The sequence below is a fragment of the Pseudomaricurvus sp. HS19 genome (assembly GCF_009857815.1).
GTDB lineage: Bacteria > Pseudomonadota > Gammaproteobacteria > Pseudomonadales > Cellvibrionaceae > Pseudomaricurvus.
Map to the genome: position 1 here is coordinate 479,065 of NZ_WVVW01000001.1, position 22,575 is coordinate 501,639.

Annotated in this window: 20 protein-coding genes; 15 read left to right on the forward strand and 5 right to left on the reverse strand. The window is 58.8% G+C overall.

The window, feature by feature from the left end:
- Positions 1 to 14 precede the first annotated feature (14 nt).
- The 4 genes from GSF27_RS01995 to GSF27_RS02010 all read left to right on the forward strand — a co-directional run bounded on the left by GSF27_RS01995 (position 15) and on the right by GSF27_RS02010 (position 4,415).
- Positions 15 to 503, forward strand: coding sequence for a hypothetical protein (locus tag GSF27_RS01995; protein WP_160965184.1), 489 nt, complete (start codon positions 15 to 17; stop codon positions 501 to 503).
- A 338-nt stretch (positions 504 to 841) separates the two neighbouring features.
- The gene (gene topA / locus GSF27_RS02000; protein ID WP_160965186.1) at positions 842 to 3,535 is read left to right on the forward strand and encodes a type I DNA topoisomerase; all 2,694 of its coding nucleotides are present in this window, start codon (positions 842 to 844) and stop codon (positions 3,533 to 3,535) included.
- Between the two features lie 74 nt (positions 3,536 to 3,609).
- Entirely contained in the window at positions 3,610 to 4,086 is a 477-nt protein-coding gene (locus GSF27_RS02005; RefSeq protein WP_160965188.1) for a DUF6586 family protein, read from the forward strand.
- Positions 4,087 to 4,166: 80 nt separating this feature from the next.
- A complete protein-coding gene (locus GSF27_RS02010; protein WP_160965190.1) occupies positions 4,167 to 4,415 on the forward strand; it encodes a hypothetical protein in 249 nt (82 codons plus the stop codon).
- 404 nt (positions 4,416 to 4,819) lie between these two features.
- Here GSF27_RS02010 and GSF27_RS02015 read toward each other — a convergent pair whose 3' ends face one another.
- The 3 genes from GSF27_RS02015 to GSF27_RS02025 all read right to left on the reverse strand — a co-directional run bounded on the left by GSF27_RS02015 (position 4,820) and on the right by GSF27_RS02025 (position 6,514).
- Positions 4,820 to 5,272 carry a SulA-like leucine-rich domain-containing protein gene (locus tag GSF27_RS02015; RefSeq protein WP_160965192.1) on the reverse strand — a complete coding sequence of 151 codons (453 nt, stop codon included), beginning with the start codon at positions 5,270 to 5,272 and terminating at the stop codon, positions 4,820 to 4,822.
- A 25-nt stretch (positions 5,273 to 5,297) separates the two neighbouring features.
- Positions 5,298 to 5,900, reverse strand: a complete 603-nt coding sequence (lexA, locus tag GSF27_RS02020; protein WP_160965194.1) for a transcriptional repressor LexA — start codon at positions 5,898 to 5,900, stop codon at positions 5,298 to 5,300.
- A gap of 284 nt (positions 5,901 to 6,184) precedes the next feature.
- Positions 6,185 to 6,514 carry a DUF6763 family protein gene (locus GSF27_RS02025; protein ID WP_160965196.1) on the reverse strand — a complete coding sequence of 110 codons (330 nt, stop codon included), beginning with the start codon at positions 6,512 to 6,514 and terminating at the stop codon, positions 6,185 to 6,187.
- 338 nt (positions 6,515 to 6,852) lie between these two features.
- Here GSF27_RS02025 and GSF27_RS02030 point away from each other — a divergent pair, with 338 nt between their 5' ends.
- The 5 genes from GSF27_RS02030 to GSF27_RS02050 all read left to right on the forward strand — a co-directional run bounded on the left by GSF27_RS02030 (position 6,853) and on the right by GSF27_RS02050 (position 10,987).
- Entirely contained in the window at positions 6,853 to 7,536 is a 684-nt protein-coding gene (locus GSF27_RS02030) for a TetR/AcrR family transcriptional regulator (protein ID WP_237457330.1), read from the forward strand.
- A 54-nt stretch (positions 7,537 to 7,590) separates the two neighbouring features.
- Positions 7,591 to 8,616 carry a beta-N-acetylhexosaminidase gene (gene nagZ, locus GSF27_RS02035; RefSeq protein WP_160965198.1) on the forward strand — a complete coding sequence of 342 codons (1,026 nt, stop codon included), beginning with the start codon at positions 7,591 to 7,593 and terminating at the stop codon, positions 8,614 to 8,616.
- Positions 8,617 to 8,631: 15 nt separating this feature from the next.
- A complete protein-coding gene (locus GSF27_RS02040) occupies positions 8,632 to 9,750 on the forward strand; it encodes a mechanosensitive ion channel family protein (RefSeq protein WP_160965200.1) in 1,119 nt (372 codons plus the stop codon).
- Positions 9,747 to 10,508: an S-methyl-5'-thioinosine phosphorylase gene (locus GSF27_RS02045; RefSeq protein ID WP_370462546.1), complete on the forward strand. Its 762-nt coding sequence runs from the start codon at positions 9,747 to 9,749 to the stop codon at positions 10,506 to 10,508. Before GSF27_RS02040 ends, GSF27_RS02045 begins: the two co-directional genes overlap by 4 nt.
- Positions 10,509 to 10,762: 254 nt before the next feature.
- Positions 10,763 to 10,987, forward strand: a complete 225-nt coding sequence (locus GSF27_RS02050) for a cold-shock protein (protein ID WP_160965202.1) — start codon at positions 10,763 to 10,765, stop codon at positions 10,985 to 10,987.
- 273 nt (positions 10,988 to 11,260) lie between these two features.
- Here the strand turns inward: GSF27_RS02050 and GSF27_RS02055 are convergent, their stop codons facing one another.
- A complete protein-coding gene (locus GSF27_RS02055) occupies positions 11,261 to 12,094 on the reverse strand; it encodes a CsiV family protein (protein ID WP_160965204.1) in 834 nt (277 codons plus the stop codon).
- 78 nt (positions 12,095 to 12,172) lie between these two features.
- Positions 12,173 to 15,625 (reverse strand): transcription-repair coupling factor, encoded by a 3,453-nt coding sequence (gene mfd, locus GSF27_RS02060; protein ID WP_160965206.1) that lies wholly within the window; start codon positions 15,623 to 15,625, stop codon positions 12,173 to 12,175.
- Between the two features lie 400 nt (positions 15,626 to 16,025).
- Here mfd and GSF27_RS02065 point away from each other — a divergent pair, with 400 nt between their 5' ends.
- The 6 genes from GSF27_RS02065 to nqrE all read left to right on the forward strand — a co-directional run bounded on the left by GSF27_RS02065 (position 16,026) and on the right by nqrE (position 22,570).
- Positions 16,026 to 17,477: a glyceraldehyde-3-phosphate dehydrogenase gene (locus GSF27_RS02065; protein WP_160965208.1), complete on the forward strand. Its 1,452-nt coding sequence runs from the start codon at positions 16,026 to 16,028 to the stop codon at positions 17,475 to 17,477.
- A gap of 527 nt (positions 17,478 to 18,004) precedes the next feature.
- Entirely contained in the window at positions 18,005 to 19,348 is a 1,344-nt protein-coding gene (locus tag GSF27_RS02070; protein WP_160965210.1) for a Na(+)-translocating NADH-quinone reductase subunit A, read from the forward strand.
- A 3-nt stretch (positions 19,349 to 19,351) separates the two neighbouring features.
- Positions 19,352 to 20,545, forward strand: coding sequence for an NADH:ubiquinone reductase (Na(+)-transporting) subunit B (locus GSF27_RS02075; RefSeq protein WP_160965212.1), 1,194 nt, complete (start codon positions 19,352 to 19,354; stop codon positions 20,543 to 20,545).
- A complete protein-coding gene (locus GSF27_RS02080; RefSeq protein ID WP_160965214.1) occupies positions 20,538 to 21,302 on the forward strand; it encodes a Na(+)-translocating NADH-quinone reductase subunit C in 765 nt (254 codons plus the stop codon). The genes GSF27_RS02075 and GSF27_RS02080 overlap by 8 nt, the downstream gene beginning before the upstream one ends.
- Positions 21,303 to 21,304: 2 nt before the next feature.
- The gene (locus tag GSF27_RS02085; RefSeq protein WP_160965216.1) at positions 21,305 to 21,958 is read left to right on the forward strand and encodes an NADH:ubiquinone reductase (Na(+)-transporting) subunit D; all 654 of its coding nucleotides are present in this window, start codon (positions 21,305 to 21,307) and stop codon (positions 21,956 to 21,958) included.
- A 3-nt stretch (positions 21,959 to 21,961) separates the two neighbouring features.
- Positions 21,962 to 22,570 (forward strand): NADH:ubiquinone reductase (Na(+)-transporting) subunit E, encoded by a 609-nt coding sequence (nqrE, locus tag GSF27_RS02090; RefSeq protein ID WP_160965218.1) that lies wholly within the window; start codon positions 21,962 to 21,964, stop codon positions 22,568 to 22,570.
- The last annotated feature ends 5 nt before the right edge of the window (positions 22,571 to 22,575 follow it).

Consider the following 22,575-nt stretch of genomic DNA (forward strand, 5'->3'; position numbering starts at 1 on the left):
GACGATTTTTCTCTATGTGGTTACCCATTCTTTTTACCATCGGTGCTGTGGCACTGGTGTTAGGACCGATATTCCTGATGCAACCCAGCGCCACGCAGCGGCGCGAAGCTCGCATGCGCAAACTGGCGCTGGACCTGGGGCTGCGGGTGCACCTGCAGGAACCACCCAAAGGATCCCGTTGCCCGCCGCAGCGCAAACTGCTGCCACTCTACTGCCTGCCCTGGGAGCGCAGCCGCAAGGACCGGGGCAGCTGGTCGTTGGTGCGCAAAAACTTCTCCCATGAGCTGCACTATAGCGGAGAGTGGGATTGGGGCGACAAACCCTCCCGGTTACCACCGGAAGCCTTCAAAGAGTGCCTGCAAACCGCACCGGAGGTGGTGCTGGCGATCACCCTGGGGGCCGCCGGCCTCTGTGTCTTCTGGGAGGAGTACGGTGGCGATCAGCAGGTAAACATCATCGCCGACTGGCTGCGGAAAACTGCCGCCAGCACTACCGCGCAGTAATACACCCTGGCTGCCCGGAACGAAGATTGTGTTTTCGCCCTGCCAGCCTCTAATGCCTGTGCTCCGCCGTCAATTTTGGGGGTTACTCCATCCCTTTATTCCCGACTGGCTGCCATGGACGGGGTTTTCACCCTGTCGCAATCTGTGCTATCAGTAAAAAATAGGCCGGAACCCGGTTGTCGTCCAGCCGTACCAAAATATGCCTAAATGGCGGGCCCGGGTTGACCCTGAACCGGCAAGCCCTTATATATGCGCATCCCTTGCCGCCGGGGCGGCAAATAACACAGCACAGCGTGCCATTGATCCGCTCCTTGGCCGCCACTGTACAGAAGGAAGATATGGGTAAATCATTAGTTATTGTTGAGTCGCCTGCCAAAGCCAAAACGATCAACAAGTACCTGGGTGACGAATTCATCGTTAAATCCAGTATTGGCCATATCCGCGATCTTCCCACCGGTGGAGGTAACAAGGCACCGGTAGACGCGAAGGAGCGGGCGCGCCAGGCCGCTATCACCCGCAAACTCTCCCCGGAAGAAAAGGTCGAGCATAAACGCCGCAAATCCCGTGAGCAGCTGGTGTCGCGTATGGGAATCGATCCGGACAATGGCTGGCAGGCCACCTACGAAATCCTGCCGGGCAAGGAAAATGTCGTCGATGAATTACGCAAGCTGGCAGACAAAGCCGATACCATCTACCTCGCGACGGACTTGGATCGCGAAGGGGAGGCCATCGCCTGGCACTTGCAGCAGGCGATTGGTGGCGACGAATCCCGTTATCGTCGCGTGGTCTTTAACGAGATCACCAAGAGCGCCATTCAGGAGGCCTTCAAGCAGCCAGGGCCGATTGACCAGAATCGTGTTAACGCACAGCAGGCGCGTCGTTTCCTGGACCGGGTGGTGGGCTACATGGTGTCGCCGCTGTTGTGGGAAAAGGTAGCGCGCGGCCTGTCCGCCGGACGTGTACAGTCGGTTGCCGTGCGGTTGGTGGTGGAGCGTGAGCGCGAGATCAGGGCTTTTATTCCCGAAGAGTATTGGGATGTGTTTGCTGACCTGACCACCGCTGCCGGTGCCGGCATCCGCTTTGAAGTGAAGCGTTGCGGCGACGAGGCGTTCCGCCCGGTCAACGAAGCCCAGGCAATGACGGCTGTGAACGCCCTGCAAAGTGCGGCGTACACCGTCAGCCAGCGGGAAGACAAGCCCACCAGCTCCAAACCCGGCGCGCCGTTTATTACGTCGACCTTGCAGCAGGCCGCCAGTACCCGTCTGGGTTTTGGTGTGAAGAAGACCATGATGCTGGCCCAGCGCCTCTACGAAGCCGGTTACATTACCTACATGCGAACCGACTCCACCAATCTCAGCAAGGAGGCGGTGGAGGCCTGTCGCGATTTTATCCAGGAAAGCTACGGCGAGCGTTACCTGCCCAAGCAGCCTGTCTCCTACAGCAGTAAAGAGGGGGCGCAGGAGGCGCACGAAGCCATCCGCCCATCCTCGGTGACCACCCGTCCCACCCAGTTGAAGGGCATGGAGCGCGACGCCGAACGACTGTATACCCTGATCTGGCAGCAGTTTGTCGCCTGCCAGATGGCGCCGGCTGAATTCACCAGCACGTCACTGGTGGTTACCGCCGGCGATTACGAGCTGCGTACCCGCGGCCGTGTGATCCGTTTTGACGGCTTTATGAAAGTGCAGCAACCCGCCGGCAAGAAGGACGAAGACATCGTCCTGCCGGAAGTGGCGGTGGGTGAGTCGCTCGCCTTGCAAAAGCTGGATCCCAACCAGCACTTTACCAAGCCACCGGCACGTTACACGGAAGCCAGCCTGGTCAAGGAGCTGGAAAAACGAGGTATCGGCCGGCCGTCCACCTATGCGTCCATCATCTCCACCATCCAGGACCGCGGTTATGTGCATGTGGACAAGCGCCGTTTCTACGCCGACAAGATGGGCGATATCGTTACCGACAGGTTGACGGAAAACTTCTCCGACCTGATGAGCTACAGTTTTACAGCGAACATGGAAGAAGCGTTGGACCAGGTGGCTACCGGCAAGGTGGAGTGGCATCACCTGCTGGATGATTTCTACCGCGATTTCTCCATGTCGCTGCTGGAAGCCCAGAACGATGAAGGCGGTATGCGCCCCAACCAGCCGACGGAAACCAGCATCAGCTGCCCCACCTGTGGTCGCCCCATGCAGATTCGTACCGGTGCTACCGGTGTCTTCCTCGGGTGCTCGGGCTACAGCCTGCCGCCCAAGGAGCGCTGCAAGTCCACGCTCAACCTGGTTCCCGGTGATGAAGCCGTGAATGCCGATGACGACGACGAAGCAGAGTCCCGTCAGCTGCGCAGCAAGCACCGCTGCAAACTTTGTAATACCGCCATGGACAGCTACCTGCTGGATGAAAAGCGCAAGCTGCATATCTGTGGTAACAACCCTGATTGTGCCGGCTACGAGGTGGAAGAGGGCAGCTTCAAGCTGAAAGGCTACGACGGTCCGCTGATCGAGTGTGACAAGTGCGGCGCGGACATGCAGCTGAAAACCGGTCGCTTTGGCAAATATTTTGGCTGTACGTCCGAGAGTTGCAAGAACACCCGCAAGTTACTGAAAAACGGCGAAGCGGCACCACCCAAGATGGATCCGGTGAGTATGCCGGAGCTGGCGTGTGAGAAGGTGGATGATCACTACGTGCTGCGCGATGGTGCCTCTGGCCTGTTCCTGGCGGCCAGCCAGTTTCCCAAAAATCGTGAGACCCGGGCACCGCTGGTGGTCGAGCTGCTGCCACACCGCAGTGAGATTGATCCCAAATACGAATTCCTGTTTGACGCGCCGGTAGCTGACAACAATGGCCTGCCCACGGTTGTCCGTTACAGCCGCAAGACCAAGGAGCAGTACGTGCAATCCGAAGTGGACGGCAAGGCTACCGGTTGGAAGGCGTTTTACGACAATGGCAAGTGGGTGGTCAGTCAGTCTGAAGCAGCCAAACCCAAAAAAGCGCCAGCGAAAAAGAAAGCGGTCCGCAAGGCCGCCGCAACCAAGTAACGCTGGCAGGCGCCGCACCGACGCCCGGGGTGAGTTGAATCCCGGGCGTCATCTTTCTTGCGGAGGTTTATCTCATGACCAATCCCTATATCACTCGCGTACAGCAGAAACTGGCTCATAGCAGCTACCTGCTCGATCAGGCTCGACAGGTCCGCGATGATCAGCCCCAGGCTCAGCGCGCACTGCTGGAGAGCAGCGCATTGGCACTGGCCATTGCTGCCCGGCTCTATCTGCGTGAGCTGGGGCATCTGCTGGCGGAGCGGGAGCCGGAGCGGATCTATAATCTGGCGGATTTTACCTCTTCAAATCAGCACAACGGGCTGTTGCAGGAGTTGGCCCAATCCTCATGGCTGTCGGCCCTGTTGCGTATGGAGTCGAAAATCCTCAGTCCGCAGGTTGCTACAGGGGTCCCGGCGGGGCTGATTGCAGGCAGCGAAACTTCATCAATAACAGGTGCTTATGATGATTTAACGGCATCATTGGTGGGGCAGTGGCTGGCGGGTTTGCGTGAGCACTCTGAGCGCCAACGGGCCAGTCAACTGGAATACTGACTGCCTGAAGTGGTAGAATTGCCGCCCGCTTCACGTCGAGTGCCCGACGTGCTGTTGTACCGGATACCTATGGAGCTGTCATGACACCGTCACTGTATGAAATTGTTGAACTGGCCGATGGTCGCATTGGATTGCGCCGCGCCGGTGAAGACGGCGAGCCACTGATTGCGGTGCACTTTTCACAGGAAGCCCAGGAACATCTGCAGGATATCCGCTTCGACGTTGCCAAGGTGATGATTGAAGCCGGCCTGGAAGCGGTTGGTGACCTGATCGAAGAGGAAGACGAAGTCTCCTTTCAACTGGATTCCCAGGAACGTACCCTGCACTGAGGCGGGTGCCGCCTTACCTCAAGTTGTACCGGCGCACTGCCTCCCTCGTGGTACCGGTACATAACCGGTAGATAAGAAGCCTCGAAACTCCCCTCCAGAACTTTCAGTCACTGCCCGGGAATCGCTTTTGCTGTACTTGCTGTTGGCCGCTCGCCGGATTTGGCGTCGTCATCTGCAGGCACGTTGCGTCCCTGACATGTCTTTCAACACGAGTGCACAGCACGGTCTTCTCCCGACGTCAGATTTCTTACACCTGTGGCCACAGGCGCGTGTCAGTAGTGTCGGGCGAATGCTGGTGGCGCAGTGGGTGGTAGTCGATAACAGGTAACGGCGTCAGAGGTTTGGAACAGGGGGTGGGCACAAGGGCGAGCGATCCTGAGGGAGCCCCGGCCCTTGCGCCGCGATTATTGGCGGCGAATCAGGAGTGCGCGACTGTTGCCTTTTTGAGCCGCCTGATCGAGGTAAGCAAGGTCTTCTTCACTCAGTGCACTGCCGTCAGCGATAACGGTGTGACTGGTGCCGGCCCGCAGGGCCTCCCAGAGCATCCAGCGCTGATCGTCGCCTTTGGTGGTAACAAAGCGCACGCGGCGGATGTCCACACCATAGGCTTCCAGTAGCTGGCGATTGGCCCTGCTGGGGCCTATCCAGGTAATCCAGCGACAGTCATCGCGACTGAGGTGTGCCAGCAGTGGCATCAGCAGCAGTGACAGCTCCGGGCTACGTTCGGTCAGGAACAGTTCGCTGATACCGCCGTAGGGCAGGGCATCCGCTTTGGTCGATCTGGCAGTCTGGGTTCTGCCGGAGAGGCCGCTGTGTTGGACCGGCTCCGGGCGGTTGCAGGAAGTGGAGATGGCCATGGGTTGCACTCCTGTCGTCATGGTTTCAGCTGCGGCGCAGAACGCCGACACTCAAGCCTTCGATGGCGAACTGCTCTTCACGCAGGTCTACCTTGATTACCTCAAACTCTTCGTTCTCCGGCCACAGTAAAACCTGATGCCCGTCGCCACCTTTCTCGAAGCGCTTGACGGTTACTTCGTCCTCGATGCGCGCGACGACAATGTCGCCATTGCGGGCCTGGGCGGTTTTGTGAACCGCGAGCAGGTCACCGTCCATGATGCCGATGTTTTTCATGCTCTCGCCGTGAACCCGCAGGAAGTAGTCCGCAGCCGGGGAGAAGAAGCTAGAGGGCAGGCTGCAATAGTCCTCAATGTTTTCCGTCGCCAGGATCGGGTTACCGGCGGCTACGCGGCCGACAATGGGAATGCCGGTCATCTCTTCCGGCAAGCGGATTCCGCGGGAGGCGCCGGCTACCATTTCGATGGCGCCTTTGCGGGCGAGGGCCTTGAGATGCTCTTCGGCGGCATTGGGGGATTTGAAGCCCAGCTCTTTGGCGATTTCAGCCCGGGTAGGGGGGTAGCCGGTCTCTTCAATAATGCGCTTGATGAGATTCAGCACTTCTTCCTGTCGGGAGGTGAGCTTGATCATGAGCCAGTTCCTCTTGCTCGGCTTAATGCCGTGTCCTGATTTTTTATACAGTAGCTGTGATTATATACAGTATCCGTGTGCCGGCAAGCACTTTTTGCTGAGAGCTGAGTGGCTGGCGTAGTGTGGGCGGCAGGGCCAGGGGCGAAGAGACCGGGCGCAGACTGACCGCGGAGCCCGGTCGGATCGGGGACACGGGTGCAGATGGGTACAAAGGCGCAGCCGTTGGCAGGGCGCCATCCGGTGCTGCCGGATGGCGTTAAGAGGTTACCGGCGATTAGCGTAGGTCAGAGATCGTCGAAGCCCTGGTAAAAGTCCGCCTCAATGGTATTGAGGGGGTCTATCCAGTCGGCGGGGTTGCCACTGAGGTCATCCTGCCATTCGTCCAGGGAGGACATGCCATAGGCCGGCCCCGGGTCCTCCGGCGGCTCGGCGGGCAGGAGTGGCATCATGTCCCAGCTGTCGCTGTCCAGTTCATCGATTGCACCGTCCAGGTACTGGATGTCGATGGTGCCGCCGGCGCTGTCTACGGCAACCACTTCAAAGCAGAGGTTGCTCTCTATCTCCTGATACCACTCTCCCACGACAGGAGGGGCGGGTGGATGTCTTGAAGCCATGGTGTCAGCCTCCGCTTTCGGTTTGCTGTGGTTGCGGGTGACCCCGCGCGGCACGGTAGGGGTGCCCTTTGGCTACCTTAACGCTCCCCGATTTGGCGGAGAACCCCCGCGATACCAGGGGTGCCCACACTGGTTAAGCTGCCAGGGGGCGGGGATTCCCAGCGGGATGGTGCTAAGCCGTTATTTTCTTTGGTTAAACAGATAGGGGTGGGTACAGGCCTGTGGGCGAATTTAAAACCGGCAGCTATTAACAGCAGAGGTCGAATTGAAAATGGGTCTAAATGCGTACCAGTTGGCGGGCTTCTCTACCCAGGTTGACAGGTAAATAGCATAAACGTATGTTTCAAAGCCAATTTGCCGACAGCCAGTGGTTCCCGAGAATGTCACAGCCAGAGACCAGCGAAAGAATCTTGGATGCCGCCGGAGCCCTGTTTGCCGAGCGCGGTTACGCCGAAACCTCCCTGCGCACCGTGACCGGTGCGGCTAACGTCAACCTGGCGGCAGTCAATTACCACTTTGGCTCCAAGAAAGGCTTGATCCAGGCGGTGTTTGCCCGCTTCCTCGACCCCTTCAGCGAGCGCCTGGTCGCAGAGCTGGACAAGCTCGAAGCGGAAGCTGCCAGCGGGCAGGTGCCCGATTCACAAACACTGCTGCGGGCGCTGTTTGGTGCACTGGCATCCACCAGTCGGGAACGCCAGCAGCCCCTGAGCCAAATTATGCGTCTCATCGGGCAGGCCTATACGCAATCCCAGGAGCACCTGCGACAATTTGTCATGGGTCGTTATGGGGATCTCTATGTGCGCTTCAACGCCCTGTTGCGACAAGCAGTACCTGACGTAGCCCTGGAAGCGTTTTACTGGCGCCTCTACTTTATGCTGGGCGCATCGGTGTTTACCCTCTCCAGCTATGATTCCATCAGCAGTATTCTGAAAACCGATTTTGCTACCGACAGCAGTGTGGAAAAGGTGGTTGAACTGCTGATTCCCGCCGCTGCGGCCATGCTTAACAACCCCGATAACTGATACCGTCGCCGCGGCAATCCTGCCGCGCAGCGATCCGCAGGATGTAACCTCTTTATGACCCTGGGCCCCGTCATTCTCGACCTGGAATCCACCAGCCTATCGGCAGAGGAGCGGCAGCTGCTGCTGCACCCTGCCGTGGGTGGCGTGATACTGTTTTCACGCAACATTACCGATTACCAGCAGCTGCAAGTACTGGTTGCCGATATACGCTCTGTACGCGGGGAGTTACTGGTGTGCGTCGATCAGGAGGGGGGCAGGGTGCAGCGCTGCAAGGAAGGCTTCACGCGCTTGCCTCCCATGCAGGTGTTTCATGGCCTGTGGGAGGAGGATCCCACTGCTGCGCTGCAACTGGCGCGGGATTGTGGCTGGCTGCTGGCCTCGGAGATTCTCGCCGTCGGTATTGATTTCAGCTTCGCGCCGGTGCTGGATGTGGACGACAGCTTCTGCAGTGTGATCGGTGATCGTGCCTTCTCCTCTGATCCGCAGCGGGTGAGTGAGCTGGCTGGAGCCTTTATTGATGGCGCGCACGAGGCGGGGATGGCGGTGACCGGCAAGCACTTCCCCGGTCATGGCAGTGTCCGTGGTGACAGTCATCTGGAATTGCCTACGGACAGTCGCCGCTTTGATGAGGTGGAAGCCCGCGATCTGATACCTTTTGTGCAGTTGCAGCCGCGCCTGGACGCAGTGATGCCGGCACATATTGTTTTCTCTGCGGTGGATACGGAGCCAGTGGGTTTCTCTGCCCGTTGGTTGCGGGAGATCCTCCGCCAGCAGCTGGGGTTTACCGGAGTGGTGTTCAGCGATGACCTGAATATGGAGGGGGCATCGGTAGCCGGCAGTTACGTCAATCGGGCGCGGCAGGCCCTGCAGGCCGGTTGTGATCTGGTGCTGGTGTGCAACAACCGGCCCGGTGCAGAGGACGTGTTGCAGAACCTGGAGCCTGACCTGTACCAGTGTCAAACGGGAGATCGGGACAGCATGCGCGCCCGCCAGCGTCCGCAGGCGGACGAGCTGCGGTGCAGCGAGCGTTGGCAAAATACATCGAGCCGCCTGCAACAGCTGCAGGCGGCCAAGTCATAGAGTCTGGAGCAGGTAATGGAGTATTCCCGCCAATTGGTTGATTGGGTAGGTCAGGGCAACTACTGGGTGCTGGAAGTGTTTGCGGTGGTGTCAGCTACCTTGCTGGCCGCGCTGGTGGTGAAGGTCATGCTGGCTCGCCTGGAGCGTAAGGCGGAGGTGACCCATAACCTCTGGGACGATGCGGTGGTGGGGGCCATCAAGCGGCCCCTGCACTGGGCGGTGTGGCTGGTGGGGCTGTCCATTGCGGTGGAGATGATTGACCCGGTGGTGGAGGATTCACTGCTCAACCTGGTGGAACCGCTGCGCAAAATCGGTATTGTCTGGTTGCTGGCCTGGTTCCTGGTATTGCTGATCAAGCGTGCCGAGCAGAACCTTATGGATCCGCAGTACTCCGAGAAGCCCATGGATGAAACCACGGTGCGGGCACTCGGCAAGCTGTTGCGCATGTCGGTACTGATCACGGCGGCGCTGGTGCTGCTGCAATCCCTGGGTTACAGCATATCCGGCGTGCTGGCATTCGGGGGTATCGGTGGCATCGCCGTTGGCTTCGCGGCCAAGGATCTGTTGGCCAACTTTTTTGGTGGCCTGATGATCTATCTGGATCGCCCCTTCAGTGTCGGCGACTGGGTGCGCTCGCCGGACCAGGAGATCGAAGGGGTGGTGGAGGATATCGGCTGGCGCCTGACCCGCATCCGTACATTCGACAAGCGTCCACTGTACATTCCCAACTCCACGTTTACCCATATCTCTCTGGAGAACCCCTCGCGCATGAGTAACCGGCGCATCTATGAAACCATCGGGGTGCGCTACAGCGATGCCTCTCACTTGCCGGAAATCATTCGCCGCACCGAAGCTTACCTGCGTCAGCATGAGGCCCTCGATACCGAACAGACGCTGATCGTCAATTTCAACAAGTTTGCCGCCTGCTCGCTGGACTTTTTCATCTACACCTTCACCAAAACCACCAACTGGGTCGAGTACCACCAGATCAAGCAGGAGGTGTTGCTATCCATTCTGGGCATCATTGAAGAGTGTGGTGCCGAGTGTGCGTTCCCGACCTCTACCGTGCATTTGCCGGATCAATTGCGCGTGCTCAATGAAGGTACAGTTGCCAGCGGCGGGGGCGCCCAGTGAAGATCGCGGTTGTCGGCGGTACGGGCCTTTGCGATTGGCCGGATATGCAGTGGTTAGGGAAGCAGGGGGTGCAGACCCGTTTTGGCGAGCCATCGGCAGAGCTGCACACCGGAATGCTCAACGGGGTGGAGTTTGTGTTTTTGCCGCGCCATGGCGGTGCCCATTCCATTGCCCCGCACCGCATTAATTACCGGGCCAATATCGCGGCGCTGCAGCAGGTGGGTGTGACACACATACTGGCGGTAAACGCCGTGGGTGGTTTGACCGAAGCCCTCGGCCCGGGTGCCATGGCGGTGCCGGCGCAGATTGTGGATTACAGTTGGGGCAGGGAGTGCAGCTTCGCGGATGGTGAGGCCGGCCCTCTGGATCATGTGGATTTTTCCGAGCCTTATTCGGCTCCGTTGCGTCAGCAGCTGCTGGCTTCAGCCGCTGCACTGGGTTACTGGTGTTTCGATGGCGGCGTGTATGCCTGTACCCAGGGGCCGCGGCTGGAGACCGCCGCCGAGATACGCCGTCTGCAGGCAGACGGCTGCCATCTGGTGGGTATGACCGCCATGCCCGAGGCGGTACTGGCCAGGGAGTTGGGGATCGATTACGCCAGTCTTTGCCTGGTGGTGAACTGGGGGGCCGGAATGACCCGTGAGCCCATCACCATGGATGAGATCGGGCGCGTCCTGAGCAGCGGCATGAGTCGGGTTTGCCATCTGTTGGGCCACACCATTGGTTCTTTAGCACAGACGTCGGCGCCAGTTACGTGACGGTGGTCAATTACAGCGTCCGCTGGTCGCCTGAGGGGCAATTGGCTATGGACATCACTACCGATTTGGCATAAAACAGAGACGCTTCCACAGATGAAAGCAGCGCCTTACCTGACGGGGTCCGGACGGGGGAAGGCACTGTACTTGGGCGACCGGTTACGCAAAGCTGTGGCCGGAAAGGGGTGGAAGCGGTTGGCCGTAACCGGCTGACCGGAATACAGAAATATCACCTATAAAAATAAAGAGGTAATCTTATGGCGACTCGTCAGGTTGGCACGGTCAAGTGGTTTAATAACGCACGTGGCTACGGCTTTATCACCCGCGGTGAAAACACCGACGATATTTTCGTTCACTATCGCAATATTCAGGGCGACGGCTACCGCTCCCTGAGCGAAGGGCAGCCCGTGGAATTTGATCTGCTGGAAGGGGATAAAGGGCTGCAGGCCGAGAATGTCTCATCCATGGCGACCGCTTCCTGATTGCGGGGAAATCTCGCTGCCCGACCCTGAGGCTCAGGGTCGCCTTACGATTCAGGTTCCCGGTCCAGGTGCTGACGCTGTAGCGGTGTCGGCTCTGGCGTTGTCACGGTGTCTGTGAGTCCCGGCCGGTAACTCTGTTCTGTCTGATCTTCCTGCGCCGGTCAGGCGTGGTAGTGGGCGAGGTAATAATTGCTCACGTGTTTCAGTGCGTCTGTTTCAGTGCGTCCCGGCTCGGTGGACCTCGGTTTAGCCCGGTGCGTTCCGCTCTCTCTTTTATTGCGGGTTGCTTTCCAGCGGCTCGATCAGAATCAATACGCCCATCAGCGGGTGGTCAATGTAATGCAGCTCCTTGCTGCGCATGCGCCGACTCTGCTGCATCAACGCAACCTGTGCCGGCACATAGGGCTGCTCCTCAGCTTCTGTAAGGGTCAGCAGTTGATTGGCGGACGCGTCATCCTCCCACAGGGAGCCTGTATCCCGGGAGTAGAGCTGGGCGTACTTTTCGGCTGCGGCATCCGGTCGCAACGGCAGTTGTGGCCAGGCCTCACCCTCCTGGTTCTGGCCGACATTGTGTGCGAAGCGCGTCAGCCACAGATTGGTGGAAACATGCAGGTAGCGGGAAACGCCAACGCTGATGTTGCCTTCCAGTTCCGAATGGTCACCAAACTTTTCACCGGCAGCGATAACCACGGCGGGAGCCTCCTCACGATTGCCAACGGGTTGGCTCCAGCCGGTATGCAGCAGCACCCGCATGCCTCTCGAGCGGGCCAGATGGCCGGCTTCTTTGGTCAGCTGCAGTTGCTCCTGTGGCAGGGTGATAAAGGTCCGGGCTGGTGTGTTGGTTGCCCCGGGTTGGCCAGGGTCGGCGAGAGTGACCCAGTTTATCGGGTAGGAGAGGTTGATGTCCTTGCGCCAGGCTTCGTTCTCGTCCGGGTAGAGGTATTTGAACAGCACCACTTCCACCTTGTACCAGGGGGCGGTCTCCTGTGCCATGGCCGGGGCCTGTGGCAGTAACAGGCAGAGCGGGGCCAGCAGGAAAATATTGATGGCCAGCCGCGCGAGGGCATTGCTGTGGCGGTTGCTGTTGCGCCAGTCAGGCTTCTTCAAGTGTCATCTCCGGGAGTCAGTGAGCGTTTTGCTGATGCGCTGTCGGGCTTGCTCACCTGTTCAGGTGATCCGCGCTCCTCAGGCGGCGCTCAATTGCTGCAGCAGGTCGGTGACCCGCTGCAGGCGGCTGTCGCTATTATCCATATCAAGGGTGAATTTGAAATGTTGGCCACTTTCGAGACGGAATTTTTGTGGTTGAGTCTGCACCATTTTCACAATCTTGAGTGGATCTACCTGGGTGACGGCGGCAAATTCGATGCGTCCGCCGGTAGCGGATGCCTCCAGCTTGCGGATGCCAATCTGTTTTGCTGTCAGTTTCAGACTGGCGATGCGGAACAGGTTTTTCAGCGGCTCCGGTAGCAGCCCGAAGCGGTCGATCATCTCTACCTGCAGTTCCCGCAGGCCCTCGTCACTGTCGGCGCCGGAGATGCGCTTGTACATCATCAGGCGGGTGTGGACGTCGGGCAGGTAGTCTTCAGGGATGAGGGCGGGAATGCGCAGGTTGACGTCGATGCCGGTGTCCAGTGCTTCATCAATATTGGGTGTCTCGCCCCGCTGGATGGCTTTGACCGCGCGATCCAGCATATCCATATAGAGGGTGAAGCCCACCGCCTGCATCTGGCCGCTCTGCTCATCACCCAGCAGTTCACCGGCGCCGCGGATCTCCAGGTCGTGGGTTGCCAGGGTAAAGCCGGCACCCAGGTCGGTGGTACTGGCAATGGCTTCCAGTCGCTTCACCGCATCGGTGGTCATGGACTTGGGGTGCGGCGTCAGCAGGTAGGCGTAGGCCTGGTGGTGGGAGCGTCCCACGCGCCCTCGCAGCTGGTGCAGCTGTGCCAGGCCAAACTTGTCGGCGCGATCGATAATAATGGTGTTGGCGTTGGGAACATCGATACCGGTTTCGATAATGGTGGTACACACCAGCACATTGAAACGCTTGTGGTAGAAGTCGCTCATTACCTGTTCCAGTTGCCGCTCGCGCATCTGGCCGTGGCCGGTGATCACCCGCGCCTCCGGCACCAGCTCCTGGATCTCCCGTGCCGTTTTCTCGATGCTCTTGACCTCGTTGTGCAGGTAGTAAACCTGGCCGCCGCGCAGGATCTCCCGCAGGATGGCCTCCTTCAGCATGGCGTCGTCACTCTGGCGTACGAAGGTTTTGACCGACAGGCGCTTGGCGGGTGGGGTGGCGATGATGGAGAGGTCGCGGATACCGGACATGGCCATGTTCAGCGTGCGCGGAATCGGGGTGGCGGTAAGTGTCAGGATATCCACTTCGGAGCGCAGGGATTTCAGCTTCTCCTTCTGCGCCACGCCGAAGCGGTGCTCTTCATCGATAATCAGCAGTCCCAGGTTCTTGTAGTTGAGGTCAGACTGCAGCAGTTTGTGCGTGCCGATAATAATGTCCAGCTTGCCGTCCGCCAGTCGTGACTGCACGCTTTGGGTCTCCTTGCCGGAGCGGAAGCGGGAGATGACGTCCACTTTAATGGGCCAGTCGGCAAAGCGATCGCGGAAGTTTTCGTAGTGTTGCTGTGCCAGCAGGGTGGTAGGTACCAGCATGGCTACCTGCTTGCCGCCAAACGCGGCGATAAAGGCCGCGCGCATCGCCACCTCGGTCTTGCCAAAGCCCACATCGCCACACACCAGTCGGTCCATGGGTTGTTTGGACATCATGTCGCGGCACACGGCCTCGATGGCGGACTGCTGGTCTGCCGTTTCTTCAAACGGGAAGTCGGCGGCGAAGCGCTCATAGGCTTCGGCGGGATCGTCAAAGGCAAAGCCCTGGCGGGCCGCGCGGCGGGCGTAGATGTCCAGTAGTTCGGCGGCGGCATCACGTACCTGCTCAGCGGCCTTGCGGCGGGCCTTCTGCCACTGATCGCTGCCCAGCCGGTGCAGGGGCGCGAGGTCGTCGTCGGCGCCGGAGTAGCGACTGATGAGGTCGAGGCTGGCCACCGGTACATAGAGCTTGGCGCCATTGGCGTATTCCAGGGTCAGGAACTCGTTCTTCTGGCCGTCGATCTCCAGCGTCTCCATGCCGCGGTAGCGGCCCACGCCATGCTCGATATGCACCACCGGGGCGCCGATGCGCAGCTCGGTCAGGTTGCGGATGACCTGGTCACTCTGGTCCTGCTGTTGCCGGCGCCGGCGCCGCTGCTGGATGCGCTCCCCCAGCAGCTGTGATTCGGTAATCAGGGTGATGGCCGGGTCGGCCATGGCGCAGCCGGTGTCCAGTGGCGATACGGCAATGGCCAGTGACTGGCTGCCCTGCAGGAACTCCTGCCAGCCGCTGACGGGCTCCGGGCTGATATTAATGCGCTGCAGCAGCTCCAGCAGGGCTTCCCGGCGGCCGGCAGACTCGGCACAGAAGAGGACCCGTTGTTGGGTCAGCAGCAGGTAGTTCTCCAGCGCGGCCAGGGGGCGCTCGGCACGGGAGTTGGTGGTGACCTCCGGCTGCGACAGACAGGCGAAATTGTGGCTGCCGGCGCCGGTCCCGATCTTGCCGGCGTGCAGCTGGGTGCGGGGGTAGGTGTTGAGGTAGCCAAACACTTCGCCGGCGCCGAGAAACATCTCGGCCGGTCTGAGGATGGGGCGCTGCAGGTCGCCGCAGCGGCTGTCATAGCGGCTGCTCAATTCCCGCCAGAACTGTTCCATGGCATCGCCGCACTGCTCAAACAGGTAGGCCTGGGTGGAGGCCGGCAGGTAGTCGAAGAGGGTGCTGCAGACGTCAAAAAAGAGTGGCAGATAGTATTCGATGCCTGCCGGACTGATGCCGGCGCTGATGTCCTGATAAATGGAGCAGGCCTTGTGGTCCACATCAAAGCGCTGGTGCCAGCTGTCGCGGAAGTGCGCGATACCGGCTTTGTCGATGGGGTATTCCCGCGCCGGCAGCAGCTCAATAGCCTCTACCTTATCGATGGAACGCTGGGTTTCCGGATCAAAGGTGCGCAGGGTTTCTACCTCTTCATCGAACAGGTCGATGCGGTAGGGGGTGTCTGTGCCCATGGGGAATATGTCCACCAGCGAGCCGCGGATGGCGAATTCGCCGTGCTCGTAAACCGTCTCCACACAGAGGTAGCCGGCATTTTCGAAGCGCCGGCGCATGGTTTCCACCGGGAAATGATCCCCGGGTTTCAGCATCAGGCTGTGGCCCTGCAGGAAGGACAGCGGCGCGAGGCGGTGCATCAGGGTGCTGACCGGAACTACCAGGATTCCGCGCCGGGTCTGGGGCAGCTGATAAAGGGTGCGCAGGCGCTCGGAGACAATGTCCTGGTGCGGCGAGAAGTTGTCGTAGGGCAGGGTTTCCCAGTCCGGCAGATGCAGGATGGGCAGCTCACCGGAGGCAAAAAAGAGCATTTCGCTCTCCAGCCTGCGGGCGCTCTCCGTGTCAGCGGTCACCACCAGTGTCAGGCTGTCGTGCTGGCGCGCCGCTTCCACCAGGGTCAGCGCGGTGGCGGCCCCGGGCAGGTTTCCCCATTGCTGTTTATTGCCCGGCTTGTTGGACAGGGGCGGGGACAGAGGGGATAACTCACTCATAACAACAGGCTCTGTGATCAGTCGGCGGCGCGCTATTGTAGCGGTGTTTGTTGCAGTTTGCAGGGCGTCACGCGGAGGCTGGTGGCGTTCGCGGTTGTGTCAGTCGTGTGCGGCGGTTCAGTGGCGATACTGGCGGGGGTGGGTCCCGGGGGGGGGGCGCATTTTGTAGTATTTTTAGCTTATGGGCCTCATTCGGGTCAAAAATCACCGAAATCCGGTGATTTTTGTAATTTTTTTAGTTTCCCGGACTGTGCTTGCACCTGCACACCCTAACCACGATAATAGCGCTCCTTTTTTGACCGCCAGATCGGCCAGAAAGGCCATGATACGGGGCTTCGGCGCCGCTGATGGCCGGACGGACCGGTCCGGGAATATTCATTACACTTTAAGGTGAGAACTCGTGAATCGACCAAAGCCAGACGATTTTTTCAAGGACTGGAAAGAGCGTGAAGCCCTCGCAGAGGCGATGATCCCTGTAATTGGCAAGCTGAACCGTGAGCGTAACGTTGGCCTGTATATGTACGGCCGGTCTCTGGTGAACCGTTCCGTGATCGATCTGATGAAGGCCCATCGCCGAGTTCGTCAGGTTGAGGCCAACGAGCTGTCCGAGTTTGAAACCTATCCGTTGCTGCAGGAAATCACCAAGCTGAATGTGGGTCCGGCCCATATTGATCTCGGCAAGATGGCTGTGAAATACATGAAGCTGGACGGTGCCGTTTCCGTCGCCGACTTTGTAGCTTCCGAGCTGGCTGGCTGTATCGGCAGCTCCGCCAAGCCATTGCCGCAGCCGCAGGACGTGGTTCTGTACGGTTTTGGTCGTATCGGACGCCTGGTTGCCCGCTTGCTGGTGGAAAAAGCCGGTAGTGGTGATGTGCTGCGTCTGCGCGCCATCGTTGTGCGTCACGGCAAGGCCGTCGACGATCTGGTGAAGCGCGCCAGCCTGCTGCGTCGCGACTCCGTACACGGCTCCTTCAAGGGCACCATCCGTGTCGATGAAGAGTCCAACACCCTGGTGATCAACGGTAACGAAGTGAAGGTGATCTACGCCAACTCCCCGGCCGAGGTCGACTACACCGATTACGGTATCAACAACGCCATTATCGTCGACAATACCGGCGTCTGGCGCGATGAAGATGGCCTGGGCCAGCACCTCAAGTGCCCTGGCGCTGCCAAGGTTATCCTGACTGCGCCTGGCAAGGGTGATATCAAGAACATCGTTTATGGCATCAACAACGGCGATATCACCGCCGATGACCGCATTTTGTCTGCCGCTTCCTGTACCACCAACGCCATCACCCCGGTGCTGAAAGCGGTTATGGATGAGTACGGCATCAAGCACGGCCACGTTGAGACCGTACACGCCTACACCAACGACCAGAACCTGATCGACAATTACCACAAGGGTGAGCGTCGTGGTCGCAGTGCAGCCCTGAACATGGTGATCACCGAGACCGGTGCTGCCAAGGCGGTTTCCAAGGCTCTGCCTGAGCTGAAGGGCAAGCTGACCGGTAACGCCATCCGTGTACCGACGCCGAATGTCTCCATGGCCATTCTCAACCTGCAGCTGGAGAAAGAGACCACAGTTGAGGCGCTTAACGACTACATGCGTGAAACCGCACTGTACTCGCCGCTGCAGCAGCAGATCGACTTCACCAACTCCCCGGAAGTGGTGTCCACCGATTTCGTCGGCTCCCGTCACGCCTGTGTGTTTGACTCCAAGGCCACCATCGTTGACGGCACCTCGGCAGTGCTCTACTGCTGGTACGACAATGAGTTCGGTTACAGCTGCCAGGTGGTGCGCTGCCTGGAAGATATGTGTGGCGTACACTACGACATGTACCCGAAGCGCTGAGTCCAGCCGCTTCCGCGCTCTGAAAAGCTGCCTCCGGGCAGCTTTTTTGTCTCTGGCTGAGCCCTGTACGCATCGGCCGATATTTGTTCATGAGTCCCTTGCAGGACTGTCATTGCGCTTTAGACAAAAGTCTAACAGCTTGAGTTAAAAGGGGGTTTTTGGCAGGAATTTGGCCGAAATCCCCAACAATCTCTGGTCAGATTTGGCTGCCATCTTTATAATTGCCGCGGTTAATTTTGGGGTGTCGCCGTTTGCCTGGAAATAGGTGCGCGGGGTCTGAGGGTGTCTGGCAGAGAGATATCCAGCTCAGATCGTCGATAGAATCCGGCCGGTGTCACCCGTCAGCCTGATGCAAATTTAAACGTCTTTGACTCACCAGCGGTGCCGAACGGTTGCGAACGGTCGTGATCAGGTCTCGAACACCCTCTGTCCTCATGCGTCATGCGATCAGGCTGGCCACAGAAAAATAAGGTCGCGCATTCGCGCCGACCAAACACTGTTTCAAACAAGTGACTAGGCAGAGACGTATGATAAATATCCGTCGGGGATTGGATTTACCCATATCCGGAGCTCCCGAGCAGACCATCTATGATGGTCCGCGGATCCGTTCTGTCGCCGTAATTGGTGCTGATTACCACGGTATGAAGCCCACCATGGCCGTTCAGGTCGGCGACAGGGTGAAGCTCGGGCAGCTGTTGTTTTCCGATAAAAAGACCGAAGGTGTGCGCTATACCGCGCCCGCCGCAGGTACCGTTGCCGCGATCAATCGCGGTGCCAAGCGGGTCCTGCAGTCGGTGGTTATCGAAGTGGATGGTGACGACGCCGAAGCTTTTGCGCAGTACAGCGCAGAGCAGCTGGGCTCGCTGACCGCAGAGCAGGCCGGTGAAAACCTGGTCAACTCCGGTCTGTGGACTGCGTTCCGTACCCGTCCCTACAGCAAGGTTCCGGCGCCGGGCTCCAGCCCCAGCTCCATTTTCGTAACCGCCATGGACACCAATCCACTGGCAGCCAACCCAGCTGTGATCGTTGCTGAAAAAAGCGCAGATTTCGCCAACGGCCTGACGGTACTTTCCCGTCTGACCAGCGGCAAGGTCTACGTTTGTAAGGCGCCTGGTGCCGATGTGGCCACAGGCAGCAACAGCAGTGTGGCAGTCGAGGAGTTCGGTGGTGTTCACCCTGCGGGCAACGCAGGTACCCATATCCACTTCCTGGATCCGGTGAGCGTCAACAAAACCGTTTGGACGGTTGGCTATCAGGATGTGATCGCCATTGGCCAGCTGTTTACCACTGGCAAGCTGTCCACCGAGCGTGTTGTTGCCCTGGCGGGCCCTCAGGTTGCCGAGCCGCGCCTGGTTCGCACCCGTGTTGGCGCCAGCCTTGATGAACTGACCGCAGGCCAGCTGAAAACCGGTGAAAACCGCGTGATCTCCGGCTCGGTTTTCGGTGGTCGCACCGCCGTGGGGCCGTTCGCCTACCTGGGCCGTTACCATCAGCAGATCTCTGTGCTGGGCGAGGGGCGTGAGCGTCCGTTCCTGCACTACCTGCGTGCCGGCTTTAACAATTTCTCCAGTCTCAGCATCTACATTTCAAGCCTCTTCAAGGGCAAGAAATATGACTTTGACACCTCTACCAACGGCAGTGAGCGTGCCATGGTGCCGGTAGGTGCCTACGAGCGCATCATGCCGCTGGATATCCTGCCAACCCATCTGCTGCGGGCCCTGATTGTGGGTGACACCGACAGTGCTCAGAAACTGGGTTGTCTGGAGCTTGACGAGGAAGATCTGGCGCTTTGTACCTTCGTTTGCCCCGGCAAGTACGAGTACGGCCCGATCTTGCGTAATAACCTGACTCGTATCGAGAAGGAGGGTTAAGGCATGGGTTTACGTGCTTTTCTGGACAGTATTGAGCCGCACTTCCACAAGGGTGGCAAATACGAAAACTTCTATGCCTTGTTCGAGGCCGTTGACACTGCCCTGTACCGTCCCGGTGACGTGACCCGTGGCAGCTCTCACGTGCGCGACGGTATTGATCTGAAGCGCATCATGATCACGGTCTGGGTCTGTACCTTCCCGGCCATGTTCTACGGTATGTACAACGTCGGCTGGCAGGCCAACACCGGCATGGCCTCCCTGGGCCTGACCGAGATTGGCAACTGGCGTGACCTGTTTATCAGCAGCTTTGACCCCAACAGCATCCTGGCCTGTTTCTGGCACGGTGCGCTGTACTTCCTGCCTATCTACCTGACCACATTTATCGTGGGCGGTTTCTGGGAAGTGCTGTTTGCGGCCAAGCGCGGCCACGAAGTGAACGAAGGCTTCTTTGTTACCTCCGTGCTGTTCGCCCTGATCTGTCCGCCGGACGTGCCCCTGTGGCAGGTGGCGCTGGGTATCAGCTTCGGTGTGGTAATCGCCAAGGAAGTGTTCGGTGGTACCGGTAAGAACTTCCTCAACCCGGCACTGGCGGGGCGTGCGTTCCTGTTCTTCGCCTATCCGGCCTCCATGTCCGGTGACACGGTGTGGACTGCGGTTGACGGCTTCAGTGGTGCGACTGCGCTCTCTGTAGCGGCCACTGAAGGTGTTGTGGGTCTGAGCAACCAGCTGACCTGGATGGATGCGTTCCTCGGTCATATGCAGGGCTCCATTGGTGAAGTCTCCACCCTGGCTATCCTGTTGGGTGGTGTGGTGCTGGTAGCGATGAAGATCGCGTCCCTGCGCATCATTCTCGGTGTCATGGGTGGCATGATCGTAACCTCACTGCTGTTCAACGTCCTCGGTGATGCGACCAGCAATCCGATGATGGCACTGCCCTGGACCTGGCATCTGGTAATCGGCGGCTTCGCTTTCGGTATGGTGTTTATGGCGACGGATCCGGTATCCGCTTCCATGACCAATGCCGGCAAGTGGTGGTTCGGCGCTCTTATCGGATTTATGGTGGTGGTAATTCGTGTAGTAAACCCGGCCTTCCCGGAAGGCATGATGTTGGCGATCCTGTTTGCCAACCTGTTTGCGCCACTGATTGACCACTTCGTTGTTCAGGCGAACGTTAAGCGGAGGTTGGCACGTGTCTAACGATACTGTAGGAAAAACCGTTGGTGTCGCGCTGGCACTCTGTATTGTCTGCTCCGTGGTGGTATCCACTGCGGCGGTCATGCTCAAACCCGCGCAGGTGGCCAACAAAGAAGTGGACTTCAAGCGCAACATTCTGGCGGCTGCCGGTATGTTGGATCCAGGCAAGAAGGTAGAAGATCAGTTTTCTGCCATCACCACCAAACTGGTGGATATGGAGAGCGGTACCTTTACCGATCTGCCCGGTGGTCCTGAAGCCTATGACCAGCGCAAGGCCTCCAAGGATCCGGCGCTGTCCACCAAGCTGCCGGCTAACCTGGATGTGGCCAAGATCAAGCGTCGCGCCAATGTGGCCGAGATCTATGTGGTAGAGAAGGAAGGCAAGATTGAAACTGTCATCCTGCCGATCAAAGGCTATGGTCTTTGGTCCACTCTCTATGGCTTCCTGGCCCTGGGCCCGGACCTGAATACGGTGGTTGGTCTCGGTTTCTACGAGCATGCCGAAACCCCCGGTCTCGGTGGTGAAGTGGACAATCCCAACTGGAAAGCCCTTTGGGTGGGCAAAAAGGCCTATACCGACGAAGGCAAAGTGGGCCTGACTGTCGTCAAGGGGCAGGCCCCTGCGGGCTCCGATCACCAGGTTGACGGCTTGTCCGGTGCCACTCTGACCAGCAAGGGCGTCGATAACCTGATTCACTTCTGGCTGAGTGAGCAGGGCTACGCCAAGTTCCTGAGCAATCTCAAGAATGGGGAGGCTTAATCATGAAAGTGAAAGAGCTACTGTTTAAACCGGTATTTGAAAACAACCCCATTGCGCTGCAGATTCTCGGGATCTGTTCTGCACTGGCGGTTACCAGCTCGCTGAAGGTCACACTGGTTATGTGTGTGGCACTTACGGCCGTAACAGCGTTTTCCAACCTGTTCGTCTCCCTGGTGCGTAACCACGCGCCGGGCAGTATCCGCATCATTATCCAGATGACCATTATTGCCTCCCTGGTAATTGTGGTGGACCAGATCCTGAAAGCGGTGGCCTATGACATCAGCAAGCAGTTGTCGGTCTTCGTCGGTCTGATCATTACCAACTGTATCGTGATGGGGCGCGCCGAAGCCTTCGCCATGAAGAATCCGCCGGTGGCGAGTTTCATGGACGGTATCGGTAACGGACTGGGCTACAGTGCCATGCTGATTGCTCTGGGTGTCACCCGTGAGCTGTTTGGCTCCGGCAAGCTGCTGGGCTTTGAGATCCTGCCTCTGGCCACCGATGGCGGCTGGTACGTCTCCAACGGTCTGTTGCTGCTGCCACCGAGTGCGTTCTTCCTTATTGGTCTGTTCATCTGGGCCTTGCGCAGCTGGAAACCGGCTCAGCAGGAAGCCGCTGAATTCAAGATCTGTCCCAACACAGCGAAGGAGGCTTAATCCATGGAACATTATTTAAGCCTGTTTGTCCGGGCCATCTTTATTGAAAACATGGCGCTGGCCTTCTTCCTGGGGATGTGTACCTTCCTGGCGATTTCCAAGAAGGTGGACGCGGCTCTGGGTCTGGGTATTGCGGTTACCGTGGTACTGGGTATTACTGTGCCGGTGAACAACCTGCTCTATACCTACCTGCTTGCAGATGGTGCATTGGCGTGGGCCGGTTTGCCGGATGTAGACCTGAGCTTCCTGGGCCTGATCACCTACATTGGTGTTATCGCTGCAATCGTGCAGATCCTGGAGATGGTGCTGGATAAGTACGTACCGGCTCTGTACAACGCCCTGGGTGTGTTCCTGCCGCTGATTACCGTGAACTGTGCCATCATGGGTGGCTCACTGTTCATGGTGGAGCGCGACTACAACCTGGGCGAGTCCACAGTCTATGGTCTGGGTGCCGGTATCGGCTGGGCACTGGCGATTACCGCTCTGGCCGGTATTCGCGAGAAGATGAAATACAGTGATATTCCTGCAGGTCTGCAAGGCCTGGGTATCACCTTTATCACCGTTGGTCTGATGTCGCTTGGCTTCATGTCCTTCGGTGGTATTGATCTGTAACGCAG

What these genes read in the sequence shown, in the direction of transcription:
- GSF27_RS02075 (WP_160965212.1), top strand. Translation starts at nt 19,352, where the DNA reads ATGGGTTTACGTGCTTTTCTGGACAGTATTGAGCCGCACTTCCACAAG.
- GSF27_RS02070 (WP_160965210.1), top strand. Translation starts at nt 18,005, where the DNA reads ATGATAAATATCCGTCGGGGATTGGATTTACCCATATCCGGAGCTCCC.
- GSF27_RS02010 (WP_160965190.1), top strand. Translation starts at nt 4,167, where the DNA reads ATGACACCGTCACTGTATGAAATTGTTGAACTGGCCGATGGTCGCATT.
- GSF27_RS02015 (WP_160965192.1), bottom strand. Translation starts at nt 5,272, where the DNA reads ATGGCCATCTCCACTTCCTGCAACCGCCCGGAGCCGGTCCAACACAGC.
- GSF27_RS01995 (WP_160965184.1), top strand. Translation starts at nt 15, where the DNA reads ATGTGGTTACCCATTCTTTTTACCATCGGTGCTGTGGCACTGGTGTTA.
- topA (WP_160965186.1), top strand. Translation starts at nt 842, where the DNA reads ATGGGTAAATCATTAGTTATTGTTGAGTCGCCTGCCAAAGCCAAAACG.
- GSF27_RS02005 (WP_160965188.1), top strand. Translation starts at nt 3,610, where the DNA reads ATGACCAATCCCTATATCACTCGCGTACAGCAGAAACTGGCTCATAGC.
- nqrE (WP_160965218.1), top strand. Translation starts at nt 21,962, where the DNA reads ATGGAACATTATTTAAGCCTGTTTGTCCGGGCCATCTTTATTGAAAAC.
- GSF27_RS02050 (WP_160965202.1), top strand. Translation starts at nt 10,763, where the DNA reads ATGGCGACTCGTCAGGTTGGCACGGTCAAGTGGTTTAATAACGCACGT.
- GSF27_RS02085 (WP_160965216.1), top strand. Translation starts at nt 21,305, where the DNA reads ATGAAAGTGAAAGAGCTACTGTTTAAACCGGTATTTGAAAACAACCCC.
- lexA (WP_160965194.1), bottom strand. Translation starts at nt 5,900, where the DNA reads ATGATCAAGCTCACCTCCCGACAGGAAGAAGTGCTGAATCTCATCAAG.
- GSF27_RS02030 (WP_237457330.1), top strand. Translation starts at nt 6,853, where the DNA reads ATGTTTCAAAGCCAATTTGCCGACAGCCAGTGGTTCCCGAGAATGTCA.
- GSF27_RS02025 (WP_160965196.1), bottom strand. Translation starts at nt 6,514, where the DNA reads ATGGCTTCAAGACATCCACCCGCCCCTCCTGTCGTGGGAGAGTGGTAT.
- nagZ (WP_160965198.1), top strand. Translation starts at nt 7,591, where the DNA reads ATGACCCTGGGCCCCGTCATTCTCGACCTGGAATCCACCAGCCTATCG.
- mfd (WP_160965206.1), bottom strand. Translation starts at nt 15,625, where the DNA reads ATGAGTGAGTTATCCCCTCTGTCCCCGCCCCTGTCCAACAAGCCGGGC.
- GSF27_RS02040 (WP_160965200.1), top strand. Translation starts at nt 8,632, where the DNA reads ATGGAGTATTCCCGCCAATTGGTTGATTGGGTAGGTCAGGGCAACTAC.